Origin of the sequence: Leuconostoc carnosum (assembly GCF_007954525.1) — a bacterium.
GTDB lineage: Bacteria > Bacillota > Bacilli > Lactobacillales > Lactobacillaceae > Leuconostoc > Leuconostoc carnosum.
Genome location: NZ_CP042374.1, coordinates 1,280,663 through 1,296,945 on the forward strand (window position 1 = coordinate 1,280,663; position 16,283 = coordinate 1,296,945).

Annotated in this window: 16 protein-coding genes and 1 tRNA gene; 16 read left to right on the top strand and 1 reads right to left on the bottom strand. The window is 36.4% G+C overall.

Annotated elements, in window-relative coordinates; all coding sequences use genetic code 11:
• Nucleotides 1-142 precede the first annotated feature (142 nt).
• The 11 genes from FGL89_RS06450 (at nt 143) to FGL89_RS06500 (ending at nt 8,949) form a co-directional block, all read left to right on the top strand.
• Nucleotides 143-1,447 (top strand): NCS2 family permease, encoded by a 1,305-nt coding sequence (locus tag FGL89_RS06450; RefSeq protein WP_014974789.1) that lies wholly within the window; start codon nt 143-145, stop codon nt 1,445-1,447.
• Between the two features lie 187 nt (nt 1,448-1,634).
• Nucleotides 1,635-2,468, top strand: a complete 834-nt coding sequence (gene mutM, locus FGL89_RS06455; protein ID WP_014974788.1) for a bifunctional DNA-formamidopyrimidine glycosylase/DNA-(apurinic or apyrimidinic site) lyase — start codon at nt 1,635-1,637, stop codon at nt 2,466-2,468.
• A 45-nt stretch (nt 2,469-2,513) separates the two neighbouring features.
• Nucleotides 2,514-3,266, top strand: a complete 753-nt coding sequence (locus FGL89_RS06460; protein WP_014974787.1) for a DUF975 family protein — start codon at nt 2,514-2,516, stop codon at nt 3,264-3,266.
• Nucleotides 3,266-3,886, top strand: a complete 621-nt coding sequence (gene coaE / locus FGL89_RS06465; protein ID WP_014974786.1) for a dephospho-CoA kinase — start codon at nt 3,266-3,268, stop codon at nt 3,884-3,886. Before FGL89_RS06460 ends, coaE begins: the two co-directional genes overlap by 1 nt.
• Nucleotides 3,873-5,201, top strand: coding sequence for a replication initiation and membrane attachment family protein (locus FGL89_RS06470; protein ID WP_014974785.1), 1,329 nt, complete (start codon nt 3,873-3,875; stop codon nt 5,199-5,201). Before coaE ends, FGL89_RS06470 begins: the two co-directional genes overlap by 14 nt.
• Before the next feature lies 1 nt (nt 5,202).
• Entirely contained in the window at nt 5,203-6,129 is a 927-nt protein-coding gene (gene dnaI / locus FGL89_RS06475; protein WP_014974784.1) for a primosomal protein DnaI, read from the top strand.
• A complete protein-coding gene (locus tag FGL89_RS06480; protein ID WP_014974783.1) occupies nt 6,126-7,211 on the top strand; it encodes a YibE/F family protein in 1,086 nt (361 codons plus the stop codon). Before dnaI ends, FGL89_RS06480 begins: the two co-directional genes overlap by 4 nt.
• The gene (locus FGL89_RS06485; RefSeq protein WP_014974782.1) at nt 7,208-7,990 is read left to right on the top strand and encodes a YibE/F family protein; all 783 of its coding nucleotides are present in this window, start codon (nt 7,208-7,210) and stop codon (nt 7,988-7,990) included. The genes FGL89_RS06480 and FGL89_RS06485 overlap by 4 nt, the downstream gene beginning before the upstream one ends.
• Nucleotides 7,974-8,276: a hypothetical protein gene (locus FGL89_RS06490; RefSeq protein WP_014974781.1), complete on the top strand. Its 303-nt coding sequence runs from the start codon at nt 7,974-7,976 to the stop codon at nt 8,274-8,276. The genes FGL89_RS06485 and FGL89_RS06490 overlap by 17 nt, the downstream gene beginning before the upstream one ends.
• A 104-nt stretch (nt 8,277-8,380) precedes the next feature.
• Nucleotides 8,381-8,773, top strand: coding sequence for an immunity protein Imm33 domain-containing protein (locus FGL89_RS06495; RefSeq protein WP_014974780.1), 393 nt, complete (start codon nt 8,381-8,383; stop codon nt 8,771-8,773).
• A 105-nt stretch (nt 8,774-8,878) separates the two neighbouring features.
• Nucleotides 8,879-8,949 (top strand) — tRNA-Cys (locus tag FGL89_RS06500).
• A gap of 41 nt (nt 8,950-8,990) precedes the next feature.
• On the opposite strand, the gene FGL89_RS06505 is transcribed toward FGL89_RS06500, so the two are convergent.
• Complete coding sequence (locus FGL89_RS06505; RefSeq protein WP_014974779.1) at nt 8,991-9,974, bottom strand: sugar transferase; 984 nt, start codon at nt 9,972-9,974, stop codon at nt 8,991-8,993.
• A 209-nt stretch (nt 9,975-10,183) separates the two neighbouring features.
• On the opposite strand from FGL89_RS06505, the gene FGL89_RS06510 reads away from it, so the two are divergent.
• The 5 genes from FGL89_RS06510 to FGL89_RS06530 all read left to right on the top strand — a co-directional run bounded on the left by FGL89_RS06510 (nt 10,184) and on the right by FGL89_RS06530 (nt 16,261).
• A complete protein-coding gene (locus FGL89_RS06510) occupies nt 10,184-11,245 on the top strand; it encodes a BMP family lipoprotein (protein ID WP_041773230.1) in 1,062 nt (353 codons plus the stop codon).
• 202 nt (nt 11,246-11,447) lie between these two features.
• Nucleotides 11,448-12,890, top strand: coding sequence for an ABC transporter substrate-binding protein/permease (locus FGL89_RS06515; RefSeq protein ID WP_014974777.1), 1,443 nt, complete (start codon nt 11,448-11,450; stop codon nt 12,888-12,890).
• A complete protein-coding gene (locus FGL89_RS06520; protein WP_014974776.1) occupies nt 12,887-13,639 on the top strand; it encodes an amino acid ABC transporter ATP-binding protein in 753 nt (250 codons plus the stop codon). The genes FGL89_RS06515 and FGL89_RS06520 overlap by 4 nt, the downstream gene beginning before the upstream one ends.
• 108 nt (nt 13,640-13,747) lie before the next feature.
• The gene (locus tag FGL89_RS06525; protein WP_014974775.1) at nt 13,748-15,181 is read left to right on the top strand and encodes an ABC transporter substrate-binding protein/permease; all 1,434 of its coding nucleotides are present in this window, start codon (nt 13,748-13,750) and stop codon (nt 15,179-15,181) included.
• Between the two features lie 48 nt (nt 15,182-15,229).
• Nucleotides 15,230-16,261 carry a competence protein CoiA gene (locus FGL89_RS06530; protein ID WP_014974774.1) on the top strand — a complete coding sequence of 344 codons (1,032 nt, stop codon included), beginning with the start codon at nt 15,230-15,232 and terminating at the stop codon, nt 16,259-16,261.
• The last annotated feature ends 22 nt before the right edge of the window (nt 16,262-16,283 follow it).

Here is a 16,283-nt window from a genome sequence, read left to right on the forward strand (position 1 = left end):
ATATTGTTTTTTTGTGATTATGACGACAGTCATATGTTTTTAAAAGAATTTATTGTGTTGAAATTTGATATTAAAAGTGGGAAAATTAATGAGTTCGGATTAGTAAAGGAGAATACTAAATATTGATTTTAGTAAAAATATAATGATTGAAAAATATTTTGATTTAAGTGGTAACCATACTTCAGTGAGAACAGAATTTTTTGCTGGATTAACAACTTTTGTGTCAATGGCGTACATTCTGTTTGTTAATCCCAGTGTATTGGCTGCAGCGGGGATGGATAAAGGGGCTGTTTTCACAGCAACTGGTTTAATTGCTGCTATTGCAACGATTTTTATGGGCGTAGTGGCTAAGTACCCCTTTGCAATTGCACCAGGCCTTGGGATTAATGCATTCTTTGCCTACACGGTAGTACTTGGTATGGGTGTTAGATGGCAAACTGCTCTAGCAGCGGTTTTTGTTTCTGGTATTATTTTTTGGTTATTAACGGTCTTCAAAATTAGAGAGATCATTATTAATGCAATTCCAGCCGATTTAAAATCAGCCATTGCTGGTGGTATCGGACTATTTATTGCTTTTCTGGGTTTGTCGGATGGAGGCGTTGTAGCAGCCAATAAATCAACAATTATCGGTTTTGGTGACTGGACACAACCGACAACAATGTTAACATTATTTGGTATTCTATTAACTTTTGCTTTATTTGCCAGGAAAGTACCGGGTGCAATTTTTATTGGTTTAGTTCTGACAGCTGTGGCTGGGTTGGTCACAGGGTTGATTCATGGGCCAAACAGCGTTATCAGTGCTGTTCCGAGTTTAGCACCAACATTTGGTCAAGCCATTTGGGGTATCAAGGATCTAGGTTCGTTACAAATGGTAGTAGCCATTCTGACTTTCTTACTGGTCGCTTTTTTTGACACAGCAGGTTCATTAGTTGGATTAGCACGTACAGCAGGTTTTTTAAAAAATAATGAATTACCAAATGCGGGTAAGGCATTGATGGCCGATTCTGTTGGTATGCTGGGTGGTGCGTTGCTCGGCACATCACCGACAACCGCCTATATTGAATCATCAACTGGTATTATGGTTGGTGGACGTACTGGGTTAACATCAGTATTTACTGGTATATTATTTTTACTTTCATTGGCTTTTTCACCATTATTAGCTGTAGTGACGTCACAAGTCACGGCACCAGCGTTAGTTGTGGTTGGTGTTTTAATGGCTAGTAGTTTAGGAAGCATTGATTGGAGTGATTTTCCAATTGCAGCTGCCGCATTCTTAACAATTCTTGGTATGCCGTTATCCTATAGCATTTCAGATGGTATTGCGTTAGGGTTCATTGTTTATCCATTTCTAATGCTTGTTTCAGGACGTGGTAAACAAGTTCATCCGATTATGTATGCTTTAGGCATTATTTTTGTATTTTTTATGATTATTTTGCAAATCAATTAAGTGATAAAATCAGGTGTGTGTTCAGCATATCTGATTTTTTTGTTCGTCGCAATTAAAAAATGGTCTTTATTTTTAGTGTTATCACTAAATGATAAAAGTGTTATTGTGGTAAAATTAATATTATTGAAGTTAGGGCAATTGATAGCCGAATGCATTCAATATATTGATAAGTTTATTGGAGGGCAGCATGCCAGAATTACCTGAAGTTGAAACGGTACGTCGTGGTTTAGAAAAACTAATTATTGGTGCTAGAATTACTAAGGTTACGATACCCTATCCAAAGGTTATTACGGGTGATTCTCAGGCATTCACAACAGGTGTTTTGAATGCACAATTTACAGCCATTGATCGACGTGGTAAATATTTACTATTAAGATTATCTAATCAGCATACGATTGTCTCACATTTACGTATGGAAGGGCAGTATTCAGTTGAACCTATTGATGCTGCGCCACGTAAACATACAGAAATTATTTTTGAACTTGATGGGCAGCGTGTGTTATTTTATAATGATACGCGGCGTTTTGGTCGTATGGTCTTAACGACCACAGGACACGAATCAATTGAGGCACCATCTTTAGCAAAGCTGGGAAAAGAACCTACAGAGGAAAGTTTGACATTGGCTTATATGGTTGCGGTTTTTTCACGCTCAAAGAAACCAGTCAAATCATTTTTATTAGATCAAAATCAGATTGCCGGAATTGGTAATATCTATGCCGATGAAGTTTTATGGCAGAGTAAAATCCATCCTGAAACACCGGCAAATCAATTATCAGAGGTCGAGTTAGCTATTTTACGAAAAAATATTATTTTGGAAATGGCACGTGCAATCGCCCATCATGGCACTACGGTTCATAGTTTTAGTAATATTTTTGGTGAAGTTGGCCAGTTCCAAAATGAATTGGAAGCTTATGGTCGTGTGAATCAACCTTGCTTGCGTTGTGGCGCGACGATGGTAAAAATTAAAGTAGGTCAGCGGGGCACAACGTTTTGCCCAGTATGTCAAATAAAACGTGGTTAAGCAAAAGAAACTTATACTATTTTAGTAATATTTTTAGGAGAATCAATGAAATCATCAGAAACAATCATTAGTATTCAAGAGGTAAAACGTGAAGCGCGTGCATTGTATCGTGGGCGCTATGGTGCGGCTGTAAAAATCAATCTCATACCAATTATAATGTCTATTATCGGGGTCATTTCCACTGTGACCATGCTCTATGTTACTGTTACAGAAATTAGAGATATGTCACAGATGGGGACAGTAGCCGCTACTAGTTCAAGCAGCATAGAACCAATGGAAAATATTCTTTCAGCTATCTACAGTGTTTTAATTAGTGCCGTGCAATTAATTTTGTTGTGGACAGCAAGTTGGGCCATTATTGACTGGTTTGAGAAACCGCTTGAAGTACCAAATTTTAAAGTGACTTATCAAGTGTTCTACCGCGGCAATTTTTGGCATACTGCTTTACTGGCCATTGTACAAAGTGTTTTGACATTTTTGTGGACATTACTCTTTATTCTCCCTGGTGTCATTAAAGTATTTTCATACTCTCAAACCTATTTTGCTTATAAAATAGATGTTGAAAATGGTACAAGACAACGCCAGTTAACAGATTATATTAAGATTAGCCGTCACATAATGGATGGCCGTAAGTGGGAATTATTTTTGCTAGAATTAAGCTTTATTGGTTGGCATATTTTAGCTCTTTTGACTGCAGGTTTGGCGTATATTTATGTTATTCCTTACTTAAATGCTAGTCGTGTTGCTTACTCAAGACATCTCTTTACCTTAGCAGTATCAGAAAAGCAGGCGGCATAATGTTAATTGTTGGGTTGACGGGTGGTATAGCAACAGGCAAATCTAGTGTGAGTACAATTTTACGTGATGCGGGTTGGCCAATAATTGATGCTGATATTGTCGCGCGCGAAGTTGTTGAGCCTGGCACACACACCCTTGAAAAATTAAAGTTAGTCTTTGGTCCGCATATTATTGAAAACGGTATTTTGAATCGTCAACGTTTAGGGCAACAGGTGTTTAGTAATCCAGCTGATCTTGAACGTTTAAATACTGTGATTCAGCCAGCAATTAGTTCAGCGATGGCCGATAAAGTTGCTTTTTGGCGAACGCAACGTGTACCAATTTTAGTGCTAGATGTGCCATTATTATTTGAGCGTGGTTATCATGAGCATAACCACGTCGACAAAATAGTCGTCATCAGTGCCAACCCTGAAACACAACTAGCACGGTTGAAAGCACGCGATAATTTGACTGATATGCAAGCAAAGAATCGCATTAATTCGCAAATGCCGCTTGCTGAAAAAGTAGCACAAGCTGACTTTGTTATTAATAATGATGGGGATAAAACACAGTTAAAAATGCAAGTTAAAGAATTAATGAATGAATTAAGGAAATTTGCCGTACAATATGACAAAAAATGATGAGACAATTGAATTTCATCCGAGTGCTGGTGTGTTTTTAAAGAGCGATCATTTAATTACACATGATGATTTAGAGCGGGTTTTTAATTTATATACGCCTTTTGTTGGCGCAACTAGTTATGCAGTATATCATTTATTGGTCAATGAGTTACCATTTACCACGAATCAAATGCAACGGCAAGATCATAATTTTATTATTGATAGTCTGAATATCAGTTTGCCAAACTTTGTGAAATGTCGTCGTCGCTTGGAAGCTGCTGGTTTAATCAAAACTTTTTATGAAAAAGATGCAATTGGTGAGGTGTATGGTTATCGTTTATTGACACCTCTGTCGGCAGACAAGTTTTTTAAAGAAAAATTATTAGCTGGTTTGTTATATAAGTTCGTTGGAGAAGCGCGTTATTTGCAGTTGGAGAGGCGTTATGATGTACAAGGTCAAGATGAATTATCTGGCGCCGATATTTCAGCACGTTTCTTACAAGTCTTTCAACATCAAAACAATAGCAATCTGCCTCATACACCGTTGACCTATCAAGAAGCATCACCACAGGTTGATACTAGTGATTTTCAGTTTGATGATTTCTCAGAAATGGTGCGAGGTGCAAAGATTGAAGAAGTCAAAAAGCATCGTAACTTCCTAGTAGCGATGCATTTGACATACGGTGTCAATGAAACGACATTGGCCGGCGTGGTCAATCAAAGTGTAACACTTGATTCTCATGAAATTAATGAGTCAGATGTTCAAAGATTATTGCGCCAACAAACCCCACAAAAAAAGGCTGTCACAGCAAGTCCAATGCAGGAACCTAAAACAGATGTACCTGAAATCAAAAATGCTGAGGCACGAGCGTTAATTGAAATTGCGAATACAACCGCAGCACAAGATTTTCTGATTTATGTTAAAAATACATTGAAAAATGGGTTAGTATTAAAAAAAGAGCGTGATGTCGTCGATTATTTGATTGCGCAGAGTACGTTGTCTATGCCAGTTGTGAATGTTTTAGTACATTATGTGTTAATTGGCTTACAAAATGAGAGTTTACAACCTGCATTAGTGACGACCATTGCTGATTCATGGACACAAAACCGTGTTGATTCGCCTGAAAAAGCACTGATTCAAATTCAGCAACATCAAAAAGCTAATCAAGAGCGTCAAGAAAAGCGCTTTACTCGCGGCAATAAACAAGAAAAAGTCACACCAAAATTTGTTAAGCAAAAAGATGCCGGTATTGATACAAAAAATGAAGAATCATTACAAGATGGTACAGTTGCAGCCGCTTTGGCTAAACTAAAAAATATAAAGACAAAAAACTAATATGCAAAATTTATCTGACGTGTTAAAGACACTAAAACAAAAATATTCCAAAATAGAAGAGACGGATCTAGTTAATGTCATAAAGCAAATTGCCGATGATGATGATGTCCGGTCTTTTTGGGCAACACATGAAAAAGAGTTGCGTCCGGATGCTTTTCAACTGAAAATGATGGATTTGCACGAGTTTGTTCAACAAAAAAAACGTATTGCAAGTGGGGATAAGTCATTATATCCTGGATATTATCCACAGCTAGAAATTGAAAAGGGTTATCCCCATGTGCGATATGTTGCCAATGAAAAAACAAAAAAAGCCTTGCAGCAAGCAGATAATTTAACAGTTTATAAGATGCCAAAAGCCATTCGCGATGCCGATTTACAAACTATTGCATTGGACAATGGTCGAAGTATGGCTGTGACCGAAATTGTAAATATTTTAACGAAATTGCTATCAAATGACGGATCATACATACAGGGGTTATATCTGTCTGGCGAATTTGGGGTTGGTAAAACTTACCTCATGGGAGCGCTAGCTAATGCATTAGCAGCCAATAATATTAGCGTCATGTTATTACACTTTCCATCATTTGCAGTAGATTTGAAACAAACAATCGGTAAAAATAATAGTATGCGCGAAACACTTATTAATCAAGCTAAGAATACATCTGTACTGATTTTAGACGATCTAGGTGCGGAAAACTTGAGTATGTGGATTCGTGATGATATTTTGGGTGTCATTTTAGAGTATCGTATGCAGAATGAATTAACGACATTTATTACCTCAAATTTTGATATGAATGAGATGGAGAAATACCTGTCAGAAACACGTGATGATCGCGATCCAGGAAAAGCAGCACGATTAATGCAACGTGTTAAGTTTTTGACGAAATTTATGGTCGTATCAGGAAAAAATAGACGGCTAGAGAATTGACGTTTATTAAGCGAACAAAAAAATATTGGTTAGTCATGATTGCACTGGCTGCAGTGTGGCTTTTTTTGCGACATGATGCGTTTTTGTACCAAAATCCAGTTGGTGAAATTACACGTGTAAAGCAACACACTTTACATCATATAACCGATGAACATAATAACTCAGATATTGTCATTAACCAAACATTAACTATTAAGCTATTGAATCGTCATGGTAATGTGACGGTGGTCAATCAATACGTCGCTTCTCAGGCTATGTCACATCAATATCGTATTGGTGATCAATTATTGTTAGAAAAAATAGGCCAGCACATGCATATTTTATCACTTAAACGCGATATGGTAGTTGGTACATTAATCGCATTGTTGGTTGCATTATTATTACTTTATAATAAGTGGCGCGCCACCAGTTGGCTATTATTAAGTATGTTAATTAATATCGGTTTGTTTGCGGGAGCTTTGATACTTAACGTTCATGTAAAAAATGCCAATGTGTTACTGATATTTAGTGTGCTAGCTGCCTTATTTGCTGCTGCTAGTTTAGTGTTAGTTTTAGGTAAAACTTTACAGATGGCGGTGACATTATTGACAACACTGTTAACCACTGCCATGACAATTGCTATTTTGCTCATCAGTTTGCGTTTGACCGGTAATTTAGGTGTTCATTTTGAAACGATGTCTTATGTGACACAGGTACCAGCAACGTTATTTATGGCACAAACAGTTATTGGTGTGTTAGGCGCAGTAATGGATGAAGCAGCAGATATTGTTGCTATGCTGTTTGGTGTGCGACGTGAAAGGGTGTCCGTTCGTTTTATTGATTATTGGCATTCCGGGATGACGGTTGGTCGCGATATTATGGGTACGTTAATTAATGTATTATTCATGATTTTTATTGCTGAAACATTACCAATGGTTTTTTTAATGTTGCGTAATGGGAATAATTGGGCATACATTTTAGATCAAACTATGAATTTGGGTATTTTACAGACAATTATTTCTGGTATTGGCATTGTATTAGCAGTTCCAGTAACTAGTGCTTTGGTTGGTTGGATCATGTCACGAAAGGTGATGACACCATGAATGCAATCGGTTTGTTAGTGATTATTTTGTTTATATTAATGGTTTTTGTTGGTGGTGGTCAAGGCATTAAAGCGTTTCTGGGTCTAATTATTAATTTTTTCGTGATATTTATTTTAATTATATTGATTAATTGGCAATTCAATCCATATGTTGTCACAGCAATTATGGGAACTATTATTTTAGCCGTGGCAATATACCTCGGCGCAGATAATGCTGATGTTGCGGATACTGCGTTTAAAACAAGCGTGATTGTTGTCGCAATCTTAATGTTATTATCGGTAGTCATACAATATTTTGGCCAATTTCAAGGATTTGCAAATGAAAATTCGGAAGAATTAGAAGGGTTGTCTTTAACTGTTGGTTTGTCCTTTTCTCATATTGCGATGATTGTCATGGTTATTTCTATTCTAGGGGCTGTGTCAGAAGCTGCAATGGCAATTGTTGCTGATTTAAATGAAGTTGTGCAACGTACAACCGATATGACAAGTCAGAGTTTATACGCGCATACGAGAATTATTGGTGGGCAAATTTTAGGGACAGCGATTAATACATTGTTTTTTGGTGTGTTGGGTGCTAACTTACCCTTGCTTATCTGGTTTGTACGGTTAAAATACTCACTGGCTATGTTTGTGAATGCCAAATTATTAATGGTCGAAGTCGTCACAATGGTGTTAGGTATGTTAGGTATTTTGTTAAGCATTTGGCTTGCGAGTTGGTTTGTTGTACGTCGTTATGTGCGACAGCAGAAAGTAGGAATCAACAATGAAAGAGACATTTAATTTAATTGAAGAGATTACGCGTTTAGATGATTCGATTTACTTTGAATTGGGAAATATTACGCACAATGGCCGTGCTGAATATGCAGCAGAGCATGGTTATATTAAGCAAGTTCGAATTTTAAAATTGAACATTGCGCGCTCAGCTTATGTAGAAATGTTGGAAAAATATATTAATACAAATTATGAATTATTACCTTTAGAATATCAGGGTTGGGAAGAATGGGTGCGTACATCTGAAATGGAAGATGCTATGCACAAAATATTATTAGAAAATAACTTAGGTTAATTTCGTGAGGTTTAACTATTATTATTTGTAAGGTATAATAAATCTATCCATAGGAAGGAGCGTACTTTAGGTAATTAATATTTGTGCTTAAAGTATACTAAAAAATGCGTTCAGTATTTCATCAGCCAGAAGCCGTTGTGCTTGCTTCAAAACATCTAACAGACGGTAGTGGTAGCTTGCGTTGGGTATATAGAGAATTAGCGCCCACAGAGCAGCAAGACACTGGGTGGTTTTTGTTCGCCGATAATGATAATAAAGCATGGAATGATGATCCTAAAAATTTTATGCCATTGGTTATAGACGCTGCATTGGCCATTGAAAGCAGTTTATCCTTCATTCTAGACATGCCTTATGGTACTGATTTAGTCTTGGATGATCGCTCGGAGATCAAGGGATGGTTGGACCCAACAACCCGTACACCAGTTTGGCTATCAGATGCTTCGATAGTCCCAAACTTCAAAGTAATTGATGGTGAAGTGATTGAAATTAGTAATTAGTGACAAAATGATTGAAATTTTTGTGGTTTTCACATATAATTAAAGGCGTTGCTGTGATTGTAAAATTGTAATATGACTATTGACCCTTTGCTTGCGACTAATTATGGTAATATAGCCAAGTGGTAAGGCAACGGTCTGCAAAACCGTCATCGCCGGTTCGACTCCGGTTATTACCTTAAAAAAAGAGACATACTGTGATTAAACAGTGTGTCTCTTTTTACATTGTTATGTTTGCCAGTGTTTCTTTAGTATAGTAGCCGCTGCCTAATTTGTCAGTCATCTTTAAGGCGTTAGTTTGCCATATGTGATACTGGGCTTCATCAACTTTGTTTAATTGATCTGCTAGATCATCGAGGTGATCTAAAACAAAACCCAAATTAAGGGCAATAATTTGTTTTCCAAGCGCGCTGTTAGACCAAGCAATTAGTGGTAGTCCTGCTCGTAAGTAAAGACTAGCTTTATGAGGTGTATTGTACTTTGTGTAACTTTGATAAGTTTTGTCATCAAAATCACTATCCCAAATTAAACCAAAACCATCCTGAAACTGATGGACAATATCTTCTGGATTAAAGTTACCTTGGTAATTGATAGCTGGTGGAAAAGTCACATCACGCCATTTCTTTGGTTTAGAGCCAAATACTGTTATTTCTGGTCCATGATAGTTTTGTAGCCAAGGTGATTTTTGAAAAGTACCAGCAAAATTAACTTTATGACTGAATTGTGCTGGTAAACTATAGTCACTGAGGTAATCAAAGAAATTTTGGATGATAAATTGCGTATGGACACCCAATGTAATGAGTGCATCTTGCATAGCTTGTGAATGAACAATAACCATGTCGTATTGATTTAGCACATCAAATTCCCATGGTGCTTTTTTTATTAAACGTAGTGGTTCAATGTCATGTATTAAAATAGCACTTTGAACACCGCGGTGACGGAGTGCGATTGCAAAGTCACTTTCAAATTCAGCACTCATATAGGTTGGAAATTGGTGCAGTACAATGTCGTCAGATTTTACTGGACTAAGCCAATCATTAATATGATTTACTCTAGTACTCTGATCAAAACGGCTATCATTATATCGATAGAGTGATAAAATTTGCCAATTGGCTTGTACTGCGATAGTGGCGTAGTCTGCTTTAGCTTTTAATGCACCTTGAGGCATCCAAGGCTCAATTGTATGTGTTATAAATTGTGTCATGAATCTATTTTATCAAAAACCGAACAAATAAGTTGAAATATTCTTAAATAACGAACTATATTTTAATAAAAAAGCTAATATTCGTATTTATTCTGTGAAATGAATTCAAATTTACTTGTTTTTATTCATATATAACGGATAATAAAAGTATAAAATTTTGAGAGGAATTATGCAAGTAGCATTTGATGTATTTGCATATGATGGGAATTATGCAGCGTTCAGCACAAATTGGAATTGGAATTGTCGCAGTAGCAGTCATAGGTGGTGGTATTTATGCCGCTACTAGAGGAGGCTCAGAATCATCAGACAAGGATAATCATACAGTAGCCTTGGTTACAGACGGTGGTGGTGTGGATGATCGATCATTTAACCAATCGGCTTGGGCTGGTGTGAAAGCTTACGGGAAAGAACATAACTTGAAACAAGGTGCTACGGGATACAACTATTTCCAAAGTTCTGATGCTTCAGATATTAAAACTAATTTACAAACAGCAGTTAAAGGAGGATACAAACTTGTTTATGGTGTTGGTTTCGCAGCAGCACCGGCTTTAACTAACGTTTCTAAAGCTAACCAAAAGACAAATTTTGCGATTATTGATGCTGTTGTTAAAGAAAATAACGTTGCTTCATTAATGTTTAAGTCAGAGCAGTCATCCTACTTAGCTGGTGTAGCCGCAGCAACACAAACTAAATCTAAAACTGTCGGCTTTATTGGTGGGATTCATGGTGATATTATTGACACGTTTGAGGCAGGATTTAAAGCAGGTGTGAAGGCTACAAACCCAGACATCAAAGTAGTCACACAATATGCTGATTCCTTTACAGATGCTGCTAAGGGTAAGACAATTGCTGCTTCAATGGTGGCTGGTGGTGCGGATGTAATTTTCCAAGCAGCTGGTGGCACTGGATCAGGTGTATTTTCTGAAGCAAAAGCGAATAACCAAAAGTTAGTACCAAACTCAGATGAAAAAGTTTGGGTTATCGGTGTTGACATGGATCAGAAGCAAGATGGTGCATATACTGCTAAAGGTAATAAAAAATCAAACTTCACATTAGTTTCAGCAGTGAAGCGTGTTGATAACGCTGTTGAATCACTTTCAAATCAAGCACGTAATGATAAATTTCCGGGTGGTAAAACAATCACCTATGGTTTGAAAGAAAAAGGTGTTGGGTTAACAAATGATTCTGCTTCATCAGAAGTGTGGTCAGCTGTACAATCAGCTCAAAAGAAAATTATTGCTGGGGATGTTGATGTACCAGTACATCCATAGACTAAATAAAAAATCGCATGATTGCGATTTTTTATTTTCTCATAATTTCCTATATACTAAATAATAAATGTGAGTCTAATTATTAGAAAATGTCAGCATAATTAATGGAATTAGAGTACCGAAAAGGATAAATTATTTAAAATGTTAATAAATATAACATAGTACGCGACCTTTAATACCTTTTTTGGTATAATTATATATTATGAAGAAAATATTAATTTTTTGTATTGCTTTTTTCGCAGTTTTGGTAACGCTGGTTAATATACCAAATGTCAGTGCAGCTAAACCTCACTATGTCATCACAACAGATGCAACATATCCACCATTTGATTTTCAAGATAAAAATAATCAATACACAGGTATTGATCAAGAAATTTTGAAGACAATTGCAAAGCGCCAAGGTTTTACGTATACGTTGAAGCCAATGAGTTTTAACTCAGCAACTCAGTCAGTTTCGTCTGGCCAAGCAGATGGTGTCATTGCCGGTATGTCGATTACTGATGAACGTAAAGAGGTCTTTGACTTCGGTACACCATATTACCGTTCTGGTATTGGTTGGGCCGTAAAAAAAGGTTCTGATGTTAAATCCTTAAAAGATTTAAAAGGAAAAACAGTTGCACTCAAGACCGGGACATCTGGTGCTGACTATGCTTTATCTGTACAAAAGAAATATGGATTCAAGGTAACATATTTTAACGATTCCGACACATTATATAATGATGTGATTAATGGTAACACGCAAGCAACGTTTGGTGATTTACCAGTTATTCAATACGCTGTTAAGAATGGGACACAATTAAAAGTGATGAATGCAAAATCACCTATTGAAGCTGGGTGGTACGGATTTGGTGTTAAAAAGGGAAACAACGCTAAATTATTGACAGCCTTTAATAAAGGTTTTGCAGACATCAAAGCAGATGGCACTTATGATAAAATTGTAGCAAAATACTTGGGTTCTAGTGCTGCAACATTTACAGGAAATAAGAAAGATAATAGTTCAGTTTTGGGCATTTTGAAGTCAAATGATCAAGCCTTCTTAAAAGGGTTATGGCAAACAGTTCTTTTGACAGTTTTGGCCATTGTCTTAGCTTCAATTTGGGGTGTATTTCTTGGTATTATGGGTATTAGTCAAGTTGCCGGTATTCGTGCATTATCAACAACTATTATTTATATTTTCCGTGGCTTGCCATTGATGGTACTGGCATTTTTCATCTACATTGGCTTGCCTAGTGTGATTGGTATGAAAATTCCAGCGTTCATCGCAGGATTAGTAACACTGATTTTAAATGAAGGTGCTTATACTGGGGCATTTGTGCGTGGTGGTTTTGAAGCTGTTGAACATGGTCAGATGGAAGCGGCACGTTCGCTTGGCTTGCCATACGGTAAGTCGATGCGTAAGGTTATCATGCCACAAGGTTTGAAGATTATGATTCCTAGTTTTGTTAATCAATTTATTATTACATTAAAAGATACTTCTATTTTATCGGCAATTGGTATTTTAGAATTAACACAAACAGGAACTTTGATTGTTTCACGTAATTCACAAGGATTCCGTGTGTGGGCTATTGTTGCAGCAATATACTTGATTGTTATCACATTGCTAACATGGTTGAGTAACTGGGTAGAAAAGAGGACACGTGCATGAGTAACGCACAGGCTAAAGTAAAAGTACATGTTGAAAAAGTGAATAAGTCTTATGGTGATAATCACGTATTGCGTGATATTTCCTTAGATATTGCAGAAAATGAAGTAGTTGTAATGATTGGTCCTTCTGGGTCTGGAAAATCAACTTTTTTACGGATGTTAAATCAATTAGAAATGCCTGATGATGGAACTATTGTAGTAGATGGTTTTAACATTTCAGATAAGTCAACAGATATTAATAAAGTACGCGAAAATATTGGTATGGTTTTCCAAAGCTTTAATTTATTTAATAATTACTCTGTATTAGAAAATATTATGCTTGCTCCTGTTGAGACTGGTAAAATGAACAAGGCTGCTGCTGAAACTAAAGCCCGTCAGTTACTTGATACGGTTGGCTTGTCAGAAAAGGCAGATGTATCAGTTAATTCATTATCAGGTGGGCAAAAGCAGCGTATCGCGATTGCACGTGCGTTGGCTATGGAACCAGATATTATGCTGTTTGATGAACCAACTTCCGCATTGGATCCTGAGATGGTTGGTGATGTGTTGGAAGTTATGAAGAATTTGGCAGAATCTGGTATGACAATGATTATTGTGACTCACGAAATGGGATTTGCTAAGCAAGTTGCTGATCGTGTCGTATTCTTTGAATCTGGGAAAATTCAAGAATCTGGCGCACCAAAACAAGTGTTTGATGCACCGAAAAACGAACGTTTGCAGGAATTTTTAAGTAAGGTTATGCACGCGTAACGCAACTATAAGTTGATAACATCTAAATAGTGATGGCGTCAACCTGTTTGAAAAGAGCCGACCATTTTGGTCGATTTTTTTTGTAAGAAGATGGGAGAATATCAGAATATGTTAAAGAAATGGTTATTTGGCTTGGCGTCATTGGTTACGCTGTTTTCGTTTAATTTAACAATACAAGCTGACAGACCACATTATACGATTACCACAGACGCGACTTATGCACCGTTTACTTTCCAAGATAAGAATAATAAATATGTGGGTATTGAACAGGAAACAATGAAAGCTGTTGCTGATCGTGAAGGATTTACCTACACGATGAAGCCCATGAGCTTCAATTCAGCTGCACAATTAGTTTCTAACGGTCAGGCTGATGGTATTATTGCTGGTGTGGGCGTGACTGAGGAACGAAAAGAAGTTTATGATTTTTCAACACCCTACTATAAGACTGGTGTAGCATGGATTGTTAAAAAAGATAGTAATATTAAGTCTTTAAAGGATTTAAAAGGTCAGACGGTTGCACTTAAAACAGGCACGTCAGCTTCAGAATATGGGAAGTCATTGCAAACAAAATATGGCTTTAAAATTAAATATTTTAATGATACTGACACAATGTATAATGATGTGGTTAATGGTAATTCAGCTGCAACATTTGAAGATATGCCAGTTATTCAATACAGTATTAAAAATGGCATCCAATTAAAGATTATGAATCCAAAATCCCTTGGAAATGCTGGTGTGTATGCATTTGCTGTTGAAAAGGGTAAAAATAAAGCATTATTGGCCTCATTTAACAAAGGATTTGCTGCCATTAAGAGAGATGGTACGTATGATAAAATCGTAAAAAAATATTTAGGGGCCACCCAATCTACTTTTTCTGGTTCTAAAAAAGATAATAGCTCAATTTTTGGGATTTTAAATTCCAATAAGTCAGCTTTCTTAAAAGGATTGTGGCAAACTATTGAATTGACAGTGATCGCGATTCTTTTGGCTTCAATTTTCGGTATTCTACTTGGAATTATGGGGGTTAGTGAGTTTAAACTGATTCGCGGGATTTCAACGACTATTATCTATATTTTCCGTGGTCTACCATTAATGGTTTTGGCATTTTTTATCTATATTGGCTTGCCAGGTGTTATTGGTATTAAAATACCTGCATTTACCGCTGGTATTATTACATTGATTTTAAATGAAGGTGCTTATACTGGGGCATTTGTGCGTGGTGGTTTTGAGGCTGTTGAACATGGTCAGATGGAAGCGGCACGTTCTCTTGGGTTGACTTATGGTAAAGCTATGCGACGCGTTATCATGCCGCAAGGTATTCGCATTATGGTGCCTAGTTTTATCAACCAATTTATTATTACTTTAAAAGATACTTCGATTTTGTCAGCTATTGGTTTATTGGAATTGACACAAACAGGTACGCTAATTGTTGCGCGTAATTCGCAAGGATTTAGAGTATGGGCTATCATTGCTATGATGTACCTTATTTTGATTACTTTATTGACCTGGTTAAGTAATTGGGTTGAAAGAAGATTAAAGTAACAAGTGAAAGGCACCTCTAGCGCGTATTATGCGTTGGAGGTGCTTTTTATGATCATTGCATTTGATGATAAGAAACAATATATTTGTGCTAATCGTGCGATTAAATCACAAAAGTATTGCTGTCCTGGCTGCCAAGAACAAGTGATACTCAAAGTAGGCGATGTGAATCAACCGCATTTTGCTCACTATTCTGGTACTGTATGTGCAACATTTACAGAAAATGAGACGGCACAGCATTTATCTGGTAAATTACAATTGGCAGAAAAATTTAAAAAGTACGGGCATGTTCAAATCGAGGCCGTACTGCCAGAGATTAATCAACGACCAGATATTTTAATCACATTGAAAGAGCGGAAAGTTGCCGTAGAATACCAATGCAGCCCAATTTCTCAAAAAAGATTGGATGAGCGTAACGCAGGATATAGTAGTCAAAACATTCAAGTGATTTGGATTCTTGGACAAAACTATTTTGAAAAAAGTATGACACAAAAAAGCATTGTAAAGTTTTGGGCACAAAAAAAGTTGACATTTTATTTACCAGAAAAAGAACGATTTGTTTATCGAAAAGATTTTTGGAAATGCGATTTTGAACGTATTCATTATTTAGAATGGATGAGTCATTCTTTATTTGAAGGGACAACAAAAACGCAGGGAATTAATTTTAAAATTGAGAAACAAATATACAAATTGCAAAATCTATTAATTCAAAAACGTGTTGATGAGAGAATTGTCCGTTATTTATATAACAAAGAGCGGTTGCTACTTCATGCACCACTTTGGATGCATAAAGGTCACACGTTTGGATTAACTATTCCTAATTGGCATTTTCGGTTATTGATTATGTTACTCTTAGAAAGAGTTGGCCAAGAAAATATGGTGAAAAAAGATGATATAAGCAATAAACTAACAAAATATTTAATGGGGGATGATGATTTCAAACATTATCAGATAGCTTTAATTTTTAATGATTTAGAAAAGAACCATTACATTTTACAGCAGGGACAACACTTGTTAGTTCGTCGTCTACCTAATTGGCACACATCATTGTCACAAAAATTATGTAAAATGAGAGATAAGTGATAAAATAAGATATTAGATGATA